Raw genomic sequence first — 20,922 nt, forward strand, 5'->3', positions numbered from 1 at the left:
AAAATTCTCCAATTATAATAATAAAAATTATATTTGGTAAATATCTAATTTAATCTTAACTATCATTTCGTTTATATAAATCATCTTATTTATTTCATTATAACATAGTCATTTTCTCTTTATTGAAATTTCTCTTTTAAAGCTGACACATAGTAGAAAATATGATAAAATAAATACATAAATTATATATAGCTTAATGCCTGTTACTTGTTTTATTTTAAGTAGCAAGCACAGTAAGTGAGTACCCACTTACGAAAAATTGATGAAGCAGACCACTATGGACTGCTTCTTTTTTTATTCAATTTTAACTTGTTAGGGAGAACCCTAAGACCCCGAAATTCAAAAGAAAGGAAGATAATAATGGAAAATAGAAGAAGAAAAAATCAACTAAAGATTTGGCTAGATGATGAGGAATTAGCTCTTTTTAAGAAGAAAATGGACATGTCTAAATGTAATTCTATGGGACAATTTATTAGAAAAAGTATTTTAGAGAAAGAAATTTATGTCGTGGATTTAGAACCGATTGTTAGATTAGATTGGCTTCTTTCTAATGCAACAAATAATATCAATCAAATTGCAAAACACACCAATCAAACAGGTGTTATCTATCATGACGATATAAAATCGATTAGAAAAGATCTTGAACATTTTTCTAAAGAGTTGTGGCAAATCCATTTCCTACTTCTAGGCAGAACAAAGGAAAGGAGCGATTAATATGGCAATTACTAAAATCCATCCGATTAAAAAAACTCTATCTTATGCCATAGATTACATCACGGATGATAAAAAGACGGATAAGAAAATTCTTGTTTCATCTTTTAATTGTAATCCCATATCTGCTCATAAACAGTTTGAAGCTAGAAGAGAACAGTTCGATACAAAGGGAACAGTTTTAGCTAGACATTTAATTCAGTCCTTCCTCCCTGGAGAAACTGACGCTGAAACTGCCCACCGAATTGGTCAGGAACTTTGTGAAAATGTTTTAGGAAATGAATATGAATATGTACTAGCAACCCATGTAGATAAAGACCATATCCACAATCATATCATTTTTAATAATGTAAATTTTGTTACAGGCAAATGCTATCAATCAAATAAAAGAAGCTATCACCAAATCCGTTATCAAAGTGATGAGTTATGTAAGGAAAATAAACTTTCTGTCATTGATAAATACTATGAATCTTATAAGAGAAAATATAAAACTAGAGGTAAGTCCTGGTATGAAAATGAGATGGCTAATAAGGGGAAATCTTGGAAATCAAAGCTACAATTTGACATTGAACGTATGATAAAACAGTCGAAAGATTGGGAAGATTTTTTAAAGAAAATGACTAATCTTGGCTATGAAATTAAACATGGTAAACACATAGCTTTTAGGTATAAGGACAAGAAAAGATTTACTAGAGCTAAGACTATTGGTGAAAATTATGTAGAGGATCAATTAAAAGAAAGAATTAAAGAGAACAGAAAATTAAGTATCCATCCTGTTAAGAAGAGAGTCGGGAATATTGTAGACTTGAAAAATAATAAGAAGGTTCAAGCTAATAAGGGCTATGAGTACTGGGCTAGAAAACACAATCTTAAAACTATGGCAGATTCAATTATCGCTATCCGTGAACTTGGTATTAATTCAAAACAAGAATTAGAAAACTATATCCAAAAAAGTGCTGATGAAAGACAAAAGTCCCTAGACAAAATTCAAGAAATCGAATCTAAAATGGATAAACTTTCCGAAACAATGGAGCAAGTTGAAACCATTAGAAATCATCGAGAACATTACAAATATCATAAGGCACATCCTGATGATGAAAACTTTTTAAGAGAATATTCTGCCGAATTAAAGCTTTATACAGTAGCTTCAAAAGCAATCATGGAAACATATGATGCTGTACCTAAATCAAAAGATATTCTTTCCCAACTTGATGAGTTACAAGAAAAAAAGAATACTTTTATGCAAGAATATTCTAAGTCTAATGATTTATTTGCTGAGTTGATTCAGCACAAGAAAAACTATGAAAGTTATATGGATAAGGAGGTGGAGAGATAAGATATCTCCACTTCCTTATAGAATTAAGACCTTCTGTGAAAGTAATTTTCAGAATATTCTTCTGAAAAAGTTCCCATATTAAGTTTATGAATATTTAAATATTTTTGTAAAACTTCTGATGAAATTGTTTTTAAATCATATGGGCATAACTCGTTAATAAATCCCTTAAGATTGTCTTTAAGTTTCTTTAACCCGTTTCTTCTAATAATTTTAACATCATGGGTAAAATCTGCTTCATAAGCGAGGTTTTTTGTAGAGATAATCATAAAATGGGACACTTTTACATTTGTTCCATATTTTCTATCAAACCAACCACAATGATTGTTCATTTGTCCAGCTTCTTTTTTGGTGATTTCTGCTCTTCCCTCGCTTACTTCATTTTTACATTCAAATAAAAGATACTGATTATTCTCACCACACCATAAATTATCTGGGCCTTTTCTTATTTCTTGATCTGGTCTTTGACTAATAAATCCAAGAAACTCTCCAACTTCTTTTAAAGCCGCTTCAAATTTCTTAGAATCTATGCCAAAAGATAAATCATCTAGTAAACTAGTTAAATATAATTTAAATACTTCATAATCTTTAAATTTACCAATATAAGCTTTGATATTCTTAATTCTATTTTCATGAATAAAAGATACTTTTTGATACTCAACACCATCGATTGGTTTTAAAAGATTTTTATTGCATTTAAAAGCAGAAGACTGCAACCTTATCGATTGATCTTTAGAAAAAAGATATGTGTACCTTGCTTGTTTTTCTAAATACCACCCTTTTTCCAAATCATCTTCAATTTCATCATCTATAAATTTTTGCATTTTCTCAGCTGCTTTCCTGTATTCTCTATTACTAAAATATTGTTCAATTTCTGATTCTTTAAGAATTTTTTTATGCCTTGTATTACTATTATCATCAATTTTAAAATCATCCATTGATTCTTTGTAGTACTCTTTCCAGCCTTCATCTCTTTTAAGCAATTGGTTTATGAGTGATTTAACAGGAGTTAGTAGTGAGTCCTCTTCCCTTAATTCTTCCTTAGCCATTTCTGCTACTTCTAGCCCTATCTCAATTTGTCTTCTTGTTTGAGAAGAAAAATATTTATTAGTGTTTAAGCTCACTATAAATTTCACTAACTCAACACCTGTAACAATAATTGAGCAATAATCTTTCTCACCACGAACAGCTCTACCCAAGCCTTGTTCAATTTTTTGAGCCAATTTTTTATTTATTATTTCACTATTGGGGAAACATTGTTCTTCATATTTATCTGAAAAGCCATTCAAATATGGCATAGAATCTAAAATCAGTATTCTACAACTTTCATCAGGAAGATCTATACCATCATATCGATTATTTAATACAATGGTATCATTAAATTCGAACTTTTTTAAATCTTCTATAGTTGTTATTAATTTATTATTTTCCTCGGGATAATTAGCTCCGAGATTCTTATAGTAATTAGCTCGATTTGTATTTGGCACAATAACAACTATGCCAAATTTTTCAGGTTTTATTTTAGCAAATTTCGTACCTATCAAATCTCTATCAATATTGTCATTTATCATTGATGGGATAAGAATCATTTTTTCTCCAGACCATTTCATATCTGGATAAATTAAAGGCCGCTCCACAGATTCAGGTTTTAAGCCTAATCCTTTAACAAAAAATATATCATCTTGTGTTGTTGCAGACATTAAAATTTTTCTTTTTGATTTTGAAAAAGTTCCGAAATCATCTACCCTAATATTTGAAGGTGCTATTTCAATTTTTTGTCCAGAAATATAGCATTCACATTCAAATAAGTTGTCTTTGATTAACTCCCAAGCAAACTTTATCTCATCTTTATCTTTAAATATAGATAAAATCTTAAGCATTTCGCTTTGCTTATCAAACCAAGACCAATATGGAATTTTCATAAAAGCGCTATATTCGCCATTTTCAATATCAATGTAGCTCCCTTCCCCTTGTTCTAATAAGTCATCAGTAAATAAAGTTAGAATCTGTAGATAAGCATCTGATAATGTTGAACGATCAATCTTTATAGTGAAGGCATCTCTTATTACATCTATGCATGCATGTGAATCATCAAGTACTATAGCACCAGCTTTTTCAAAAGACATACCAGTTCCAAAAATTGATTTACCATTGAATAATTTATGAGCATGTATTATTAAGATTTTTTCCCCAGAATAGAAATTATTTGGTATTTGGTTATGTTCTTCTATTACACAAAATGGAATTCCAAATTTTTCCGCTTCTTGCGAAACTTGTTTTGCTAAGTATTTATTTGGGCAAACGTAAATACATGGTCCTTCGCCCATATTTATAATAGACTGAAGCATCAGCAAACCAATTAAAGTTTTCCCTTCGCCTGTATGCAATTTAACAATTAGATCTTTTTCATCTTTACGATTTTCATACCACTCATTCAAGATATACTTTTGTGATGCCCTTAGCGGCCCAGTTATACTTTTTCTGTCCAAGGTATCATAAATCTCAATTGGATTACTTATTTTATTTCCTCTACTTGCAGATACTTTTTTCCTAAAATCAATCATAAACTTTCCTCCTTTACTTTAATATTTTTAATATAGTTGAAATTAATGCCATACATCTTTTATAAAAATACTGGTAATGAATTTCTTCAGAAATATCTATTTTATTTATTTCATGATGACGTATTCTAAAATCATTTCCAATGTCGGTTAACTTCTTAAACTCATTATTAAACATCTTTTGAAAATCCTCATCTCCCTTTGCAACGTTCTCAACAATCTTTTCTGCTGATTGTTTTTTATTTAAAGATGGGGAGTAATATGTTTTAAGTCTCTCAAAAGCATCCCATAATTTTTCCACTGCATCAGAATAATTTCCTTTTTTATATTCTTCTTCAGAAATTATTAATAGTTCTTCTAAGCCAGGCTCTTTTATTGGTTGGGCAGGATTAAGTCGAAACAATTTATCACTCGCATTAATAATCTCTCCATTATTATTTAATGTTATTCCTAACTTGTGATAAGAAAATAAACTATTTACTTTATCCCTATAAAGGCTATTATCTTCTAATAAATAAGCAAAAGCCTCAATAACATCTAATACTGAAAATGGAGAAGTGTTGTCTATAAAAAACTCAAAATTTGTAGCTGGTACATACTCATTGTCTTTAAAATTTTTAGGAATATAGAATTTCTCTATTTCCTCCATAGCTATTTCACTAAGATGCTTCCAGTAATTATAATTTGTTTCATCTGTAATAGCTCTTTGTTCATCATACTCTTTGAATAACTGTAAAACTTGGTATCTGAAGACTTTAGATAACCTCAATTTAATATCTTTGTTTTTTATTTGCATTTTATGCCTCATTGAATAAGGAATGAAATATGAATTCTTTTCCAAATAATTTCTCCAAGTAAAAACCTCTCTACCAGAAATCTGCTTATATGGATATAGTTCATATGCATCATACATTAACAACCTATTTATTTCATCAAGAAAAAGTTTCCAATTTCTATGTTCATCTCTAACCTCTGGGTGGAATATTTCACAAATAAAATTTAAAAAAATTGCATCGTCGCCATTTAACAATTGAAATCTATCATCTTTAAAAACCCAATTAGCGGGATAGTCGTCATTATTAATAGTATGTTGCCAAATATCTCCTTTTGCATTAGGAAATCTTGAATCCATACTCTCCATATTTTCTAAATCATACAATCTTTCGAGAAACTCAATCTCCTCAAGTCGTCCATAATACGGATAAGTATAGGTTACGACATCAAAAAATTCATCCTGATTAATACCGTTGTCAAACAAATCAAAAATATCTCTTTTTGTAAGCTTTGATATTTTATTCATCATTACTCCTTAATCAAAAAAATTCCTTTAAACTCATCCAAGCAGAATCACTCATATCTTCGCTATATTCTGTATTATTAATATACAATCTATTGTTTCTATCTCTTACAAATCCCCAATGAATGCCTTCTTTTTCAGCATATGATTTAAATGCTATAAATTTGTTTTCTACTTGTTTATCAATATTTTTACTCTTGCCTTGGATTTCTCCACCCTTGGTTTCAATAATCCAAACCTCACCATTCTTTTTTCTAACGATATAGTCAGGATAGAAGAGATATTCTTTGTTGAATCCTGTCCTATAAACAATTGACAAATATTGTTTCCCCGTATCTCCATTTTTGAAGAACCAATCAATATCTTCTCTTTCTTCTAAATGATATTCAAATAATTGCTCGCTAGTAGACCTTAGCTCTGATGTTGTCATTGAAGTATCATATTCTTCATAAGCATTGTTTTCATAAATTTCTACATCATTTTCATAAGGTAGATATTTTTGAAAATCTTCCAAAGGTAACTTATATTCTTCTCTTTTATCTAGCAAAAGTTGAGTCTGATACTCATCAGGACGACTTGCCGCTTCAACAAAGTCCTCCCTTAACTGATAGGCATTATTTATCATGAATGCATACCATTCTCTATTAGACAAAGCTACTAGTTTCTTTTGCGACCTTATCATCTTATGGAATAAATGCTGTAAAACTGCCTTCATTTTATTTGATGGCAAGCCTACAACCTTTTTAATCATATCTACTGAATGTAAGGTATCAATCCCATGATCATGAGTACTCACTTCATAAGCTATCTCTCTGTGTTCACCTTTTCTATTATCTGCAATATCAGCTAATTTCTGGAATTTACCACTTCGATATTTACTAAAAACTTTCGTACCAAATATATATCCATAATTTTCTAGTATTTTCTTATTCTCAATCTTATCTTTTCCTAATTTGTATTTTTGAAGAAAATAGTTATACGCCTTATCTAAAACTTCTTTCTCATTTACATATTCAAAATCTAGATTTCGTACTTCTTTAATCATCTTAAAATCTTTAGCCTTATCTTTTAAGAAAATTCTACGAACTTCATAGGCGTTACCAGACTGAACAGCAGCCTCTTTATATTTCTCATCAAAAGTATATAGAAAACAAAAGTCCAGCCTATCATCTCCATAGTGCCTTGCCTTCGGCATTCTTCTTATACGACCCAAGGTTTGTATTTCAAAAGTTTCCGTCATATTTTCTCTTAACTTAACTAATATCTTAGCTCTTGGACAATCCCATCCCGTTGATACTGCTTGCTTCATAATTAGAAAATTGGAAGAATAATCATTTTCTGTTAAATGTTTAATATTTATCTTTTCATCACTTAACCACTTGCTAACAAGTTCATTTTTATAGGTATATCCCATTTCTTCCAGGTGTTCTTCCACATACTCAATCAATCTTTCGCTCATATCTGGGAATTGGATAATAACTAAAGGATTTACATTTTCTCCCTGCTCAATATAGGCTTCTTTTATTTCCTTTCTTTTTTCATCTGCTTTTTGAATTAAGAAAAGTGTTTCCGTTTCTATATCTTCTACTTCATCTATATCAACATCTTCATTGATATATAAGGCACGAGTAATTAACCCACTTCCAATCACTTCCTCTTCTGGAATTTCATAAAACTCAGCGGTTGGTAGTTTCTTAGTTGTAGCCGATACCCTAATTTCATACTTTGAAGAGAGGGCATTTAGCACATCATTCGCCTTAGCCGTATTGTTCAAATGCTCTTCATCAATAACAACTATAAAGTCATTTCCATTTCTGTGGGCAAAGGCTATTCTTTCAAAAAGATTTTTCTTTTCTGTATCCTTTAAGGCATTGTTTGTCTTATTGGTAATCATTTCCCAGTTAATGAAATAGGTTGTTCCACCAACAAATCCTTGAAGTAAAACATCACTAATGTCCCCCGTTTTAGCATTGGGAATAAGTTTCTCCATCTTTTCCTGAGATTGTTTTTCTAAATCGCCCTTACCCGGTGTAAGCCAGACAAAGATCATCTCCTTATCCACATTAGCAAGGTAATCCTCTATATAAGAAAGAAGCATAATCGTCTTTCCACTACCTGTAGGACTTTTTAAAATTATTTTATGTTTAGAATTACTGTCCGTTGTTTTGTCCAAAAGATAATTCTTAGCATCTGTTTGAAAATCAAATAGCTGAATCTCTCTAATCATAGTTCATTTACCTCTCTTAACTCGTCTAGGAAATAATAATCTGGTACATCTATAAACTCAATTCCTTTTTTCTCACTCTCAACTTCAATTTCTCTTGATAATAGAATGTAGGAAGGTAGGTATACTTTTGATTTTTCAGTTATCTCCCCATTAAACCATTCTTCAAGCTCTGCCTGACTCAAAATAAGGACCCTGTTTTTACCATCTATTTCACACATATTCTCTAGCTCAACCATTTCCTTTATGTGCGATAATAGTCGCTCTGATAAGATTTCTTCCTCATCACCAAATCTTTTAATAAAATCTGTTTTAAAGTATTTAAGATTGTGGGGTAGCTCTTCTTGTATGTTTTTAAGTCTTTTATAGGTTATTTCCTCTGCAATCTTATTTTCATTGTTTGTACAAAGAATATATTTTCTGTTCCCACCATCTTCTTTATTTAATTCCATAACTGCATGACCCGTTGTTCCAGAACCAGCAAAAAAATCAAGGACTCTTGAATCTTTGTTTTTATTTAATTTTATTACTCTTTTTATTAATTCTAATGGTTTTTTACCATTTTTGAAAGATACTCCTCCTTCCACTTCAAGACCTGTTGTACTAATATCAGTCCATAAATCTCCAATATATTCCTCTAGATAATCTTCTGCAAAAAGCATTTGAACTCGTGGGCTTTTTGATGTTTTTCGATAATCTGTTTTAGCTAAATATAATTTTTTATCTCTAGATGAAATTACTGAAAAAAACAAATTTTTATTGTTCTTTTTCTTTTCTTCTACTAATCTAAATACTGAGCTAGATGCAGCAGTTCTAAAAATTCTATAAGAGTTTTTATATTTCCATTTATTCAAATCTTTCTTATCTACACCTTCACTTTTTGATACCTTTGATACAGAATCAACCTTGCAATTAGATAATAGTTCATCAATTTTTATTATATGTTTCTCATAATCTTCTTGACTAAAATTATCGGAATTTTCAATAATATAATCTACATATTCTTTATCTTTTTTAGTAAAATTAATCAAAACTTTGTTATATTCATTGTCCCATTTTTGCTTTGGTATTTTTATAGGTTGTATTTCTAATAAACCATTTTTATACATTAAAATATTTTCTGTCATCTTAACTAGTCTCTTCGTTACATGAGCCATCTTTACCCCTGATACTTCAGATGTTTTCACAGCAATATTATTTACAAAATTCTCCTCCCCAAAAATCTCATCACATAAATTTTTTAATTGGAATAATTCATTATCATCTATACTCACAAATATTATCCCTTTTTCATTTAATAATTCTTTAGAAATAACTAATCTCTCATACATAAATGATAACCATTTTGAATGCCTATAACCATCTTCGTTATTAACAATTCTATCATTATACATAAATCCTTCATTTTTTGTATTATACGGAGGATCTATATAAATAACATCAATCTTACCCTTATGTGTTTTCTCTAATAAATTTAAGGAATGAAGATTATCTCCCTCAAGTAAAAAATTAACCCCCTCATTAGGCTTAAACTCAATTTTCCTGTCATCAACCTCAGTAAATACTGGTATGTTATGCTCTAACATTTCATCAACTTTTTCAGAATGTTCCTCCCAAACAAGACCGTACTTTTTTTCTGTCAATGCATTTTCTATATTGTTTAAAGCAATAATGCTTTCATCATCACTGTGTATCTCTTTGAGTTGATTAATATAATCAAGCATTTTTCGTCGTTTTTTCTGCGATAAATTACTCATTTTTCTTATAACCCTCCAAGTCCATAGATATCATATCACCAAAATCTGCTCCTAAAGCCTGTCCTATTCTATAAAGGACATCTAGTGAAACATAGTCTCCCTTGCTCATCTTGGCAATAGTTGAAGGTGATATCTTTGTAAGCTCTGCTAAATCTTTTTTGTTCATATTCTTATCTATTAATATTTTCCATAATCCATTGTATTTAATTTTCATGATTTCCAACTCTCCTTACGAGTTCTCAAAGTTCTTCTCTTTAATTATACCACATCCCTTTTTACTTTTATCATTTACCTCATAAATTTAAGCAACAAAAAAACGGTGCAGTCCGAAGACCACACCGCCGATATTATCTTTCTGTTTCTATTTTTTTATCTGACTTATCTGTCTGTTTAGCTTTATCCTCTACCTTGTACTTCTTTATTGCTCCAAGTATAGATTCTTTTTTAGGACTTTTATCCTGGTCTCTCTCTTTTGCTTTTAAAAGTTTTGATGACAGCACTCTTATATTTGTATATTCTTTTCCATCATCTCCAAGGCTTACCTTTGTTTGCCCAAATACTTTCATATAATCTCCCTGTTTAAGGTTTTCCATTCCTTTTGCTTTTTCTCCATAGGCTGAACAAGAGTGGTAATTCTTCCCTCCCTCCTTATCATTAGAAACCAAGGTAAAATTAGCCACCTTGAGTTTCTCTCCTTGATTATCCTTTATCTCTAATAGTTCTGGATCTTTGATAAGATTTCCTACTACATTGATTAGGTCATCTCTTTCTTCCTTTATGGTAGATTCTTCTTCTAGTAAGCCTTGTTCTTTAAGATTATCTATCGAGTAATCAAATTCTTCACTTAATAAACCTTGAGTATCATTGTCCATAAACTCCTCATATAAACTATCTAAAGCTTTTTCATCATTAATCCCTTTCTCATAGCTAATCAGGGCTTTTACGAAGTCCTGATAATTATTATCTGCCATTTCTTCAATGTTTTTTCTCATCTCTTTGTAAGTCATTTAATCATCCTCCTATAATTAATAAAAGGAGCTATCTCTAGCCCCTTATCTTTCCTGTGTATTTTCTTTTACTGCTTTATCTTTGTTTTCGTTGATGGTATTTTGATAAGCTCTAATTTGTCCTAAGATAGATGGCTTATCTTCTACTTGCTCTTTACTATCCACTCTACTATGAAAATTATCTTCTACATCATAAGTTGATTCAAAGTAATCACTATCCTTAAAATCGTGGTCATATCGATCAGGGATACCATCATTATCTAAATCTTTTTCTAATGGATCATAAAGGTTACCTTCATCATCTATGGCTAAGCCAGTTGCTTGAATAAGATCCTCTGAATCCATATAGACTAAATCATTAAATTCTGCTTGATGGATACTTCCTATCATTTCCTTAATGATTTCTTCTTCCGACATTCCCTCCTCTCCAAACTTTTCTGTTGATACTAAAATGTCCTCGTCTAAATATAAAGAACAGGACTTTTCTTCAAGGTTTAATTCATAAGATATAGAGTTTCTTCCATCAGGTGTTTCTGTATAGGCTATTCCAACATGGGCAAGGTCTGGATACAATTTATCAAAGTCTTCATAAGAATCATTGCCATCATATTCTTCATTACAAAATTCAACAATGGCTCTTTTTAAATCTTCCATAAGAGGGGTCTTATTTTCTAGTTCCTCCACTTCACCCATATCAAGTAGCTTATTTAGTTCAGCAAGTCTTAAAACTTTATCCTCTAATTCTTTTGCTTGCTCAAATGGATTTTTCAACTCCTCCCTTGCATTTACTAATTGTTCCTTGGTGGTTTCTAGCTTGTTTTCTAATCTTTCTAGTTTTTCATCTAGTTTACCAAGGACATTATCTAGCCTGGTAAGATTCCCATCAGCGCTCGTCCCAAGACTACCCTGATGTTTAGCTTTACCATTTAAGGAAAAGTTATATTCATTAAGAAATGAATTATAGGAAACCTCTAATTTGAAATTACGATATGACCCAATTTCTTTTTCTTCTCCCATCTTAACAGTCTTTATAGCTTCTAATAGTTTTTCTCCTGCCAGTTTTTTATCTAGGATTTTTTCTCCTGCTATTGTTATCCCATTAAAACTATCTTCTCCACTTAACTTAGGCTCTACTAGCTCTATATCTTTTTTAACCGCCTTTATTAGCTCTTCTGTAGCTTTTATCTCTCTAGGATAGGTCTTACTTACCTTATCCTCCAAACGATACTTATTGGACTTGTAATTGGCTTCTAGCATCTTTAATTTGGTTACTTGGTTGTCTAAATCCATCTTTTCCTTGATTAAAGGATTACCTGTTGCTAAAGCCTTAATCTCAGCATAATTAAGAGAACTTTCATCTACATCTTCCGCAGCTCTTACTGGTGTTTTAGAAGTCATAATTTGAGAGATAAACTTTTGCTTGTTTTCAATCGTCTGCCACAAATAGCTGTCAAAGGTATTCTCTGTAACATAACGATATATATTTACTTTCTCATTTTCATTTCCCTGTCTTACAATTCTACCTGCTCTTTGCTCTAAGTCAGCGGGTCTCCATGGCACATCAAGGTCATGTAAAGCGATCAGCTTGTTTTGAACATTCGTACCTGCTCCCATCTTTTGCGTTGAACCTAATAAAACTCTTACCTCACCCTTTCTTACCTTAGCAAAGAGTTCTTCTTTTTGCTTGTCTGAATTAGCTTCATGAATAAAAGCTACTTCTTTTTCTGGTACACCTAGTTCCACTAGCTTTTGTCTAATATCGTCATAAATATTAAATTCCCCATCTCCCTTGGGAGTGGACATATCAGAAAATATCAGTTGAGCCGACTTGTTTTCCTTGGTCTTATCCCAAATGGAAAAGACATTTTTCACACAGACATTAACCTTGCTATCAGGATGATCAGGTAACAAAGGATTAATAAGTCTTTGATCAAGAGCTAGTTTCTTCCCATCATTGGTTATTTTTAACATATTATCTTTTTCAGGTTCTACTTGATTGTTTCTTACCTTATCCGCTCTTTCTGCTAAAGAAGATAGGATTTCTTTTTGTTCCTCTGAAGGCTCTGTTTTTAAAACCTGAAATTCTGCTTCTGGTGTTGGAAGATTTAACATGTCCGCTGTTTGAATATCAGCCACTTCACGAAACATATTCATCAGTTCTGGTAGGTTATAAAACTTAGAAAATCTTGTTTTAATTCGATAACCTGTTCCTTCAGGGCTTAATTCCATAGCAGAGGTCGTTTCTCCAAAGGTGGAAGCCCATGCGTCAAAGTGTTCTAATCCATGCTTTTTCAAATCCTCATACTGTAAATATCTTTGCATGGTGTAAAGTTCCGTCATAGAGTTTGAGATAGGTGTTCCTGTAGCAAATATAACTCCTTTACCCCCTGTCATTTCATCCATGTAACGACATTTCATATACATATCTGATGACTTAAAGGCTTCCGATTGTCCAATACCAGCCACATTTCTCATCTTGGTATGAAGATATAAATTCTTGTAATTGTGAGCTTCGTCTATAAAAAGACGATCTACTCCCAACTCTTCAAAGGTAATTACATCATCTTTTTTAAAGTCATCATTTAGCTTTTCAAGCCTTGTTTCTAATTTCTTTTTGGTCTTTTCTAATTGTTTAACGGTAAAATTCTGATTTCTGTCATGCTTGTAATCACTAATAAAGTTGACAATATTTTCAATTTCATCTTGTATATGCTTTTCTTGATATTCCTTAGACATAGGAATCTTTTCAAATTGACTATGCCCAATAATTACTGCGTCATATTCCCCTGTTGCAATTTTTCCAATAAATCTCTTTCTATTTTTAGGTTGAAAGTCTTTTTTATCTGCCACCATTATATTGGCTGAAGGATAAAGTTGCATGAACTCTCGACCAAACTGTCCTGTAATATGATTAGGAACAACAAAAAGAGATTTTGAACACATGCCTAGTCTTTTTGATTCCATGCTAGATGCCACCATTTCAAAGGTCTTACCACTACCTACCACATGGGCAAGTAGGGTGTTTCCTCCGTAGAGACTTCTGGCTATAGCATTTTTTTGATGAGGGCGAAGGCTAATTTCTGTATTCATCCCATCAAAAGTTAAGTTAGAGCCATCATATTCCCTATTCCTAACCGAATTGAATTTTTCGTTATAGATTTTTTCCAGTCGATGTCTTCTATCTGGATCTTCAAAAATCCAGTCTTTAAACTTTTCTTTAATCAGTTCTTGCTTTTGGCTGGCAAGCATGGTTTCTTTTTTGTTTAATACAGAGCGAGTTTTCCCATCAATATCTGTCACTCGGTCAAATACCTTAGTGTCTTTTAAATTTAAAGAGTTTTCTATTAGCTTATAGGCATTGACTCTTGATGTCCCATAGGTCATGGTAGCCAGGTCATTGAAATTATCCTTACTCTTACCCTCGATATTCCATTCAGAAGTTTGAGGGGAAAATTTAACATTTATATCCCATCTAGCAAAGCTCGGTGTTTTTAAGGTTTCAAAGACAAAGTTTTCTACATCCTTAACGGGTATCCAAGTTGCCCCTAGCCTTACATTTATTTCACTGGCTGTTAATTCTTCTGGCATGACCTCCTCTAGCCTAGATTTTTGATAGTTTAAACGCTCTAATTCCTTTTCTAGAAGCTTTTTCTCATCTACGCTATAGATTCGATAGTCTGGACTAATAGCTACCCTGTTTCTCTCATCCTGGCTTAGTTCATACTGGATTTTTTCTATATGACTATCTAGTATGCCAATCTTTTCTCTTATATTTCCTGATAGATATTCATCTGCCGTTACATAGCGATAGCCATAATAGTTTTCTCCACTAGCACCAGCAAAGGGTAAATCTCCATCTTCAATATTTAAGGAAATGGACTTAGCTCCTGCTTCTTCATCCAGGTTTAAAAAGATTTCACCCTGAAGGTCATTGATTAATTCTTCTTTTGTCTGATTAGTCAAACTTTCCATATAAGAAAAATCAACATAGCCTTTTTGGGATACCGATAAGACTAAGGCTTCAAGTGGTGTGTCTACATGATCAACTACTTTTGCCTTCTTTATAGTTCTTTTTGTAAAAATATCACCTTTTGCCTTAAATTGTTCTTCATCATCTAAAACTTCTATGGATGAAACGAGAGGGAAATTACTATCTTCCTTTAAGGCTCTGGTGTTGGATAGATTATTAATAAAGCCATGTCTATTTGAAAACTCATCATAGACTTCATTTAGTTTAGCCTGAGCTTTTTTAATTTCTTCATCAGAAAAATCTTCCTTTTGCTTGTAAATGACATCTTTTAAGGCTTCATTGACTAGTAGATAGTCCTTAATCTTTTCCTTGTAATTGTCACTTACTTCTTTTTGAATGAGCAGGGAGTTTTCCCTGTAATAAACCTCTCCATCAATTAAGGTATAGGAAAAGTTTTTTACATCATCAGTAGCTGGCATTGAAATGAGTTCATCTTCTAATAGTTCAATTTCTTCATAAATATGTTCACTTGAAATCTTCTGACTGGCTATCTCTAGTAAATCTTTCAAGTTTTCTTCACTTGCTTTACAGGTCAGTTCCTTTCCAAATCGTCCACTAACTTCTACCATCTGACCTAAGACCATTTCAGGGTGGTCGACAAAATATTTGTTGTAGACAAGACCTTTTTCATCACTTGCTAAATGAATCCAGTCTTCATCTCTTTCAATGATGGAATCTCTTTTTTTAAGAAAAATAATATCCGAAGTTACTTCTGTTCCAGCTTCTCCCTTAAAAGTATTATTAGGAAGTCTGATTGCTCCCATAAATTCAGCTCGAGCTGCAAGGTATCGTCTAATACTTTCATCTTTTTTATCCATTGTTCCACTGGATGTAATAAAGGCTATGATTCCACCATTTCTAACCTTATCTAAGGATTTAGCAAAGAAGTAATCATGGATTAAAAAGTTGTTTTTATTGTATTCTCTATCATTAACCTTAAAATCACCAAAAGGCACATTGCCTATGGCTAAATCAAAGAAGTTGTTGGAAAAGTTTGTTTCTTCAAATCCCTTAATTTGAATATCAGCTTGTGGGTAAAGATATTTGGCGATTGTACCACTTAAAGAGTCCAACTCTACCCCATAGATTTTTGATTCACTCATTTTTTTAGGAAGTGAACCTATAAAATTCCCAACTCCAAGAGAAGGTTCTAGTATATTTCCTTTACGATATCCCATATCGGACAAGGTTTGATAGATAGAGCCCATGACTAAGCTTGGTGTGTAAAAGCTTGTTAGGGTAGATTCCTTTGCTCGTTCATATTCTTCTTCCGATAGATTATCCTTTAAAAAGTTTCTTGCTTCTTGCCACTGACCAGCTTTGTTTTCATCAAAAACATCTGCTAAACCGCCCCAGCCAAGGTAGTTAGATAAGATTTCTTTTTCTTCCTTACTTGCTGATCGATCTTCTTTTTCTATTTGCCTTAAAGTTTTTATGGCACTGATGTTTCTTTCTAATCTTTCAGATGGTGTGAGAGAAAGTAGTTCTTTCTTATCCTTTTCAATAAGGTCTTCTACTTCCTTCTCATCTGCTATTCTTGTAAATAAATCTTCAAGGATTTTCTCATCTCTAAAAGGAATTACATTAGACCCTCGAATCATACCACCTAGATATTCTGTGTGAGATCGAATGGTTACCGTCTTTAAATCTGAGCTAGTATCAAAGTTTGTAATAGTATAATCATCATCTTTATATTTAATCTGATCGCCTACTATAAAGTCTGGTCTTTCCAGGCTAATTTTTGATAGTAAATCTTCTTGATTTTTAAAGCTTATTACTGGTCGATAATGATTACCCTCTCGCAAGGCTTCAAGTTTAATTACCTGATCTTCTTCACTATCATCTATTTCTTTAATAAGATAGGCTTCATGGTCATAATAAATCCTTTGACCAAGTGATAGCTTGACTTCTTCTTTTAAGTGTTCATCTATCTTAAATACTGGATAATTTCCACTATCTAGTAAGTTATCAATTTTCTGACTTTCTTCAAAGCTACTTCCTCGATACATCTGATATTCTTTTCCATCAAGTACTACGATATTTCCTGTGTCTTCAATTTCTATGTCTTGAATGTTATTAGGCTCTACTAATGTAAATTCTGTTCCAACCTTTAGAGCGATTTGTTTTTCTTGTGATTTGTCCTCAATCTGGCTGTATAGATAGTCAAAAAGTTCTCTGTTAGCTTCCTTTCCATCTCCTATATCCACTCGTAAGTGTTCAGTTCTTTCCCCATTAACATAGTGGTCAAAATAAAACTTATGATAGCCCTCATAAGAATCAGTCATCTCTCCATATTCATCTAATCCATAAAGAGTATTGTGAGCTTTTACTTTTTCATCTAATTCAGAAATCTCATCTAATAGAGCGACTGAAAGTCTTTCCCCACCAAAATCCTTAGAAAAAGTTTGTGACCTTTCATTAAATTCAATTATCCAATAGTCTTCTTCTCTCTCATCTTTCTTTTCAAGGCTTAAGTTTTCAATCCCTTCTTCTTTTTCCTTTCTTTCTTTGTAGTTTTTTGCCTCATCAAGTATTTCTACAAATGACTTCATAGGAATTTGGTCAATATTAATTTCTTTTTCAATGGCTCTCGCCTGATCTGCTATAATCTCGCCCTTCCATAGATAATCTTTTAGGACAATAAACTTTGAGATTTCTTGTATCTCTATTTTTTTTAGATAATCTAATGCCTGACTTCTTAAATAAACATTGTCTATATTGGCATTTTGATTCATATCATCTACTAACCATTTTAATTGTTCCATCTTCCAGGAAGGAAGACTAGGATCAAGAAGAACTTCTAAATCTACTTGACTAAACTTATAGTCTCTTATGGCACTTTCTAATTGTTCAATTTGGTCTTCAGTATAATCTAATAGATCTATATCTAAGATAGTTGGTTCTATTTTCTCTATAATTGGCTCTAAATCATTTTCTACATTAAAAAAAGAAGCCTGTTCAGCTCCTTTTCCTAATTCAGTATTTTCTTCTCCTAGCCTTCTACGATCTCCTTGATAATTATCTCCTTCAAGGCTGACATCATGTTCTTCTCTTGTTTCTGGTATTCTTCTGGACTCTTCTTCTTCATGGTCTCGGTTAAATTCCAAGCCCTCATCATTTTCTCTTTTTCCGTCCTCAATAGACTGATCGCTCTTTTTTGTGTTTTCATCAAGTGATTGACTAGTTGCTTGTCCTCGTAAAGTTCCATCAACATCTGAAACTTGCTGTCTTCCTCGCTGTCCACCAGATAGTCTAGTCTCATCACTGAATAAGTCGGATTGGGAAACTCCTTGATAAATTCCTTCTCCTTCTCCAACTGGTCTAGAGTCTTCTCCCTGATTGTCATGGCGATTTCTTCCATGGTTTCCATCTGCCCAAATTCTGTCTTTATTTCCTGAGTCCTTATCATCTCGTCGAATAACATCTTCTCTACCTCCCTTATTTTTATCCCTATCTTTATTATAATCTGCACCAGCTATTTCTGTCAGCCCCTGATTTAATTCAAAATTCCTGGTTCTTTCCATAGTATCTTCAATAATTTCTTCTACAAGGTCTGAAACTACATAGCCTAGACTCATTAGGGAAATCCTATCTAGGTGCAAATAATTTTCTTTTATTAAATTTTTATCCATTTCATAATCAATATTAAATCGTCCTGCTAGAGAATAGGAAATAGACTGATAGATAAAATCCATAAAGGAAGCTCTATCTCCATCAGATATTCTCATTTCATTGGCTAGACTATAGATTTTGTCCTCTCCATAGATTCTTGCCAGGCTATAAAGATTTTCTGATAGCTTGTCATCTCCTCCATAACCCTTATCTGCTAGGATCTCACTTAAAATCAAATCATGTCTTTCTGGATTAAACGACCACAATTTGACCTCATTGACTTCCTTATTTCTTGATACCGTCTGACTAATATCAAAGATATAGTCTATTTTTCTATATGAACCGTAATCTTCCATAATTGGAATACCTTTTTCACCTCGCATAACGGTTCGATTAAATCTTTTTCTCCAGAAATCAAACTTAGCACAAGCAATGGCATTGGGATTTTTGCTATAAATATTAAGTTGACTTAAGAAATCATATCGTTGATTATTTCCAATGACTTTTAAAAGCTTTAAATATTCGTCTTCATTACTTAAAATATCTTCTTTAATTAGCTCTGTAATCTTATAAAAATCATTAACTCTCATATTCTAACTCCTTTCGTTTTTTAGTAATAAAAAAGACGATATCTCTATCGTCTTAAATCTTATCTATTTTCTTAATTGGTCTTATTCATCTAATTCCCAATATCCATTATTACCACTTCCAATATATCTTAGGTTTTCTATTTCTTTAATTCGTCTTTCAATAGTTTTTTCACTTACACCAGCTTGTTCAGCTATTTCTTTTCTTGTTATCCTATCGTTAGCTCTTATCTTATCTATAATAAAGTCTATTAAATCTTCTTTGGACTGAACGACATCGTGAGCGACACCGTGAACGACATCGTGAGCGACACCGTGAACGACAGTCCCCCCACCCACTTTTTTCGTTGCAATTTCCTTAAGAGGAATGATGGTTTTGAAAATATCTCCTTCTTCAAAAACAGGTTCTGCTCCTGAATAAAGTTTAGCGTATTTATAGGTGTTTCTCATACCAGAACCTAGTTCATCAGCAATTCCAATTTCTCGAAAGACTTTTGATATAGGTGGGTTTTTGGGAAAGGGTTTAAATCTTTTTATATCCAAAATACCTAAACCATGGGCTAGATTACTATTTTCAACTAAGATTTTTTCATCATCTATAATCATCTTGGCTGGAAAGCCACTAGAATAATCCCTATGAGCTAGGGTGTTTGATATTATTTCCCTTAAAATCATATCTCTTGCATTAACATTTAAAGTCCCATCTAAAACAAATAAATCATTTAAATGTTTTTGCCCAAAGGCTAAAAGTCGATCATAGGAATCAATGAGGTTGGTTATAACTACATCTCGATCATCATAACGGTCTTTATTCTCAACTCGAAAGATTGCATCTGTCTTATGTTGAGGTAGAACTGACATAATAGTAGAGTCCTTACCAAATAAAAGGATTCCTGCCAAAGTAATCCCCTCTTGGTTACTTTCAGGGTCAAGCAAGATTAAATTGGTGCTTCTTAAGAGTTCTTCATTATTCATGGTATCCCATAGGTGGTTTTGATTACGACTTAGAGCTTTTGCCCTTGCCCTATTTATGACTTCTTCATCTAAATGCTCCAAACCTATCTTGGGGTAGACCTTATTTACAAAATAAGACCCTTGCTTTCTAGCATAGAGTTTATAAACCTGTTCTGACTGGTCTGTGATGTTGATATCCCCTTCATGTGACCTGTCCCAAATTCGCCCATTATGCCTACATACTTGCGAGCCTCTCGGTACTCTAATATAAATCAAGGTCTTACCATCTATTTCCATTGTTTTAGGAACTAAATATAAGGGTGGATTTATTTTTTGAGGATTATTGATGGCAGTCGTAAAATCCTTGATGATTTTATCAACTTTTTCTGGATTGACACCAATAATTTCTCGATTATCTTTTACCCCTAAGATGATGTAACCACCATCTCGGTTATTAAAGGCACAGACAGAGTTAAAGACATCCTTATTCAAGTCATTTCTAGCTTCCTTGAATTCAACATTTATGGTTTCTCCCTTATGAATTAGTTCTAGTATCTCATCAGGACTCATCTTCTCCCCCTCTGCTTTCTTCTTTTGTTATATTTTCTTCATAGGCTAACAAATAATCCTTAGAATTTATTATTTGAACCTTTCCTTGGTTGACAAGAAAGCTAACTCGATCACCAGGAGCAATTCCCATAAGATCCCTTACCGCCTTTGGAATCGTCACCTGCCCTTTAGACATTACCTTTGCATTTTCAATAAAATTATCCATTAGTTTCCTCCTACTTTTCCTACTTACTATTATACAAAAAACAAGAAAAAATAACAATGATTGCAGGTGGTATT

The 20,922-nt window shown here is 32.3% G+C and carries 11 protein-coding genes; 2 read left to right on the top strand and 9 right to left on the bottom strand.

Annotated features, from left to right (window positions below):
• The first annotated feature begins 360 nt into the window (after positions 1–360).
• Positions 361–714 carry a plasmid mobilization protein gene (locus tag ACQV2P_RS00965; protein WP_428894483.1) on the top strand — a complete coding sequence of 118 codons (354 nt, stop codon included), beginning with the start codon at positions 361–363 and terminating at the stop codon, positions 712–714.
• Position 715: 1 nt separating this feature from the next.
• Positions 716–2,047 (top strand): relaxase/mobilization nuclease domain-containing protein, encoded by a 1,332-nt coding sequence (locus ACQV2P_RS00970; RefSeq protein ID WP_428894485.1) that lies wholly within the window; start codon positions 716–718, stop codon positions 2,045–2,047.
• A gap of 23 nt (positions 2,048–2,070) precedes the next feature.
• On the opposite strand, the gene ACQV2P_RS00975 is transcribed toward ACQV2P_RS00970, so the two are convergent.
• From ACQV2P_RS00975 to ACQV2P_RS01015, 9 genes are all read right to left on the bottom strand, one after another.
• The gene (locus ACQV2P_RS00975; protein ID WP_428894486.1) at positions 2,071–4,608 is read right to left on the bottom strand and encodes a DEAD/DEAH box helicase; all 2,538 of its coding nucleotides are present in this window, start codon (positions 4,606–4,608) and stop codon (positions 2,071–2,073) included.
• Positions 4,609–4,621: 13 nt separating this feature from the next.
• On the bottom strand, positions 4,622–5,905 hold the full coding sequence (locus ACQV2P_RS00980) for a hypothetical protein (protein WP_428894487.1): 1,284 nt from the start codon (positions 5,903–5,905) through the stop codon (positions 4,622–4,624).
• A gap of 13 nt (positions 5,906–5,918) precedes the next feature.
• Complete coding sequence (locus ACQV2P_RS00985) at positions 5,919–8,129, bottom strand: DEAD/DEAH box helicase (RefSeq protein WP_428894488.1); 2,211 nt, start codon at positions 8,127–8,129, stop codon at positions 5,919–5,921.
• Positions 8,126–9,883 (bottom strand): site-specific DNA-methyltransferase, encoded by a 1,758-nt coding sequence (locus ACQV2P_RS00990; protein ID WP_428894489.1) that lies wholly within the window; start codon positions 9,881–9,883, stop codon positions 8,126–8,128. The genes ACQV2P_RS00985 and ACQV2P_RS00990 overlap by 4 nt, the downstream gene beginning before the upstream one ends.
• Positions 9,876–10,097 carry a helix-turn-helix domain-containing protein gene (locus tag ACQV2P_RS00995; protein ID WP_428894490.1) on the bottom strand — a complete coding sequence of 74 codons (222 nt, stop codon included), beginning with the start codon at positions 10,095–10,097 and terminating at the stop codon, positions 9,876–9,878. The genes ACQV2P_RS00990 and ACQV2P_RS00995 overlap by 8 nt, the downstream gene beginning before the upstream one ends.
• Before the next feature lie 133 nt (positions 10,098–10,230).
• Positions 10,231–10,890, bottom strand: a complete 660-nt coding sequence (locus ACQV2P_RS01000; protein WP_428894491.1) for a single-stranded DNA-binding protein — start codon at positions 10,888–10,890, stop codon at positions 10,231–10,233.
• A 45-nt stretch (positions 10,891–10,935) separates the two neighbouring features.
• Complete coding sequence (locus ACQV2P_RS01005; protein WP_428894492.1) at positions 10,936–19,122, bottom strand: helicase-related protein; 8,187 nt, start codon at positions 19,120–19,122, stop codon at positions 10,936–10,938.
• 81 nt (positions 19,123–19,203) lie between these two features.
• On the bottom strand, positions 19,204–20,643 hold the full coding sequence (locus tag ACQV2P_RS01010; RefSeq protein ID WP_428894493.1) for an RNA-binding domain-containing protein: 1,440 nt from the start codon (positions 20,641–20,643) through the stop codon (positions 19,204–19,206).
• On the bottom strand, positions 20,633–20,848 hold the full coding sequence (locus ACQV2P_RS01015) for an AbrB/MazE/SpoVT family DNA-binding domain-containing protein (protein WP_428894494.1): 216 nt from the start codon (positions 20,846–20,848) through the stop codon (positions 20,633–20,635). The genes ACQV2P_RS01010 and ACQV2P_RS01015 overlap by 11 nt, the downstream gene beginning before the upstream one ends.
• Between the last annotated feature and the right edge of the window lie 74 nt (positions 20,849–20,922).

It is taken from the genome of Facklamia sp. P12932 (assembly GCF_050409545.1).
In the GTDB taxonomy this organism is placed as follows: domain Bacteria; phylum Bacillota; class Bacilli; order Lactobacillales; family Aerococcaceae; genus Facklamia.

Excerpts from the sequence above, each read along its gene's own strand:
- ACQV2P_RS00965 (WP_428894483.1), top strand. The coding sequence starts at position 361 with ATGGAAAATAGAAGAAGAAAAAATCAACTAAAGATTTGGCTAGATGAT.
- ACQV2P_RS00970 (WP_428894485.1), top strand. The coding sequence starts at position 716 with ATGGCAATTACTAAAATCCATCCGATTAAAAAAACTCTATCTTATGCC.
- ACQV2P_RS00975 (WP_428894486.1), bottom strand. The coding sequence starts at position 4,608 with ATGATTGATTTTAGGAAAAAAGTATCTGCAAGTAGAGGAAATAAAATA.
- ACQV2P_RS00980 (WP_428894487.1), bottom strand. The coding sequence starts at position 5,905 with ATGAATAAAATATCAAAGCTTACAAAAAGAGATATTTTTGATTTGTTT.
- ACQV2P_RS00985 (WP_428894488.1), bottom strand. The coding sequence starts at position 8,129 with ATGATTAGAGAGATTCAGCTATTTGATTTTCAAACAGATGCTAAGAAT.
- ACQV2P_RS00990 (WP_428894489.1), bottom strand. The coding sequence starts at position 9,883 with ATGAGTAATTTATCGCAGAAAAAACGACGAAAAATGCTTGATTATATT.
- ACQV2P_RS00995 (WP_428894490.1), bottom strand. The coding sequence starts at position 10,097 with ATGAAAATTAAATACAATGGATTATGGAAAATATTAATAGATAAGAAT.
- ACQV2P_RS01000 (WP_428894491.1), bottom strand. The coding sequence starts at position 10,890 with ATGACTTACAAAGAGATGAGAAAAAACATTGAAGAAATGGCAGATAAT.
- ACQV2P_RS01005 (WP_428894492.1), bottom strand. The coding sequence starts at position 19,122 with ATGAGAGTTAATGATTTTTATAAGATTACAGAGCTAATTAAAGAAGAT.
- ACQV2P_RS01010 (WP_428894493.1), bottom strand. The coding sequence starts at position 20,643 with ATGAGTCCTGATGAGATACTAGAACTAATTCATAAGGGAGAAACCATA.
- ACQV2P_RS01015 (WP_428894494.1), bottom strand. The coding sequence starts at position 20,848 with ATGGATAATTTTATTGAAAATGCAAAGGTAATGTCTAAAGGGCAGGTG.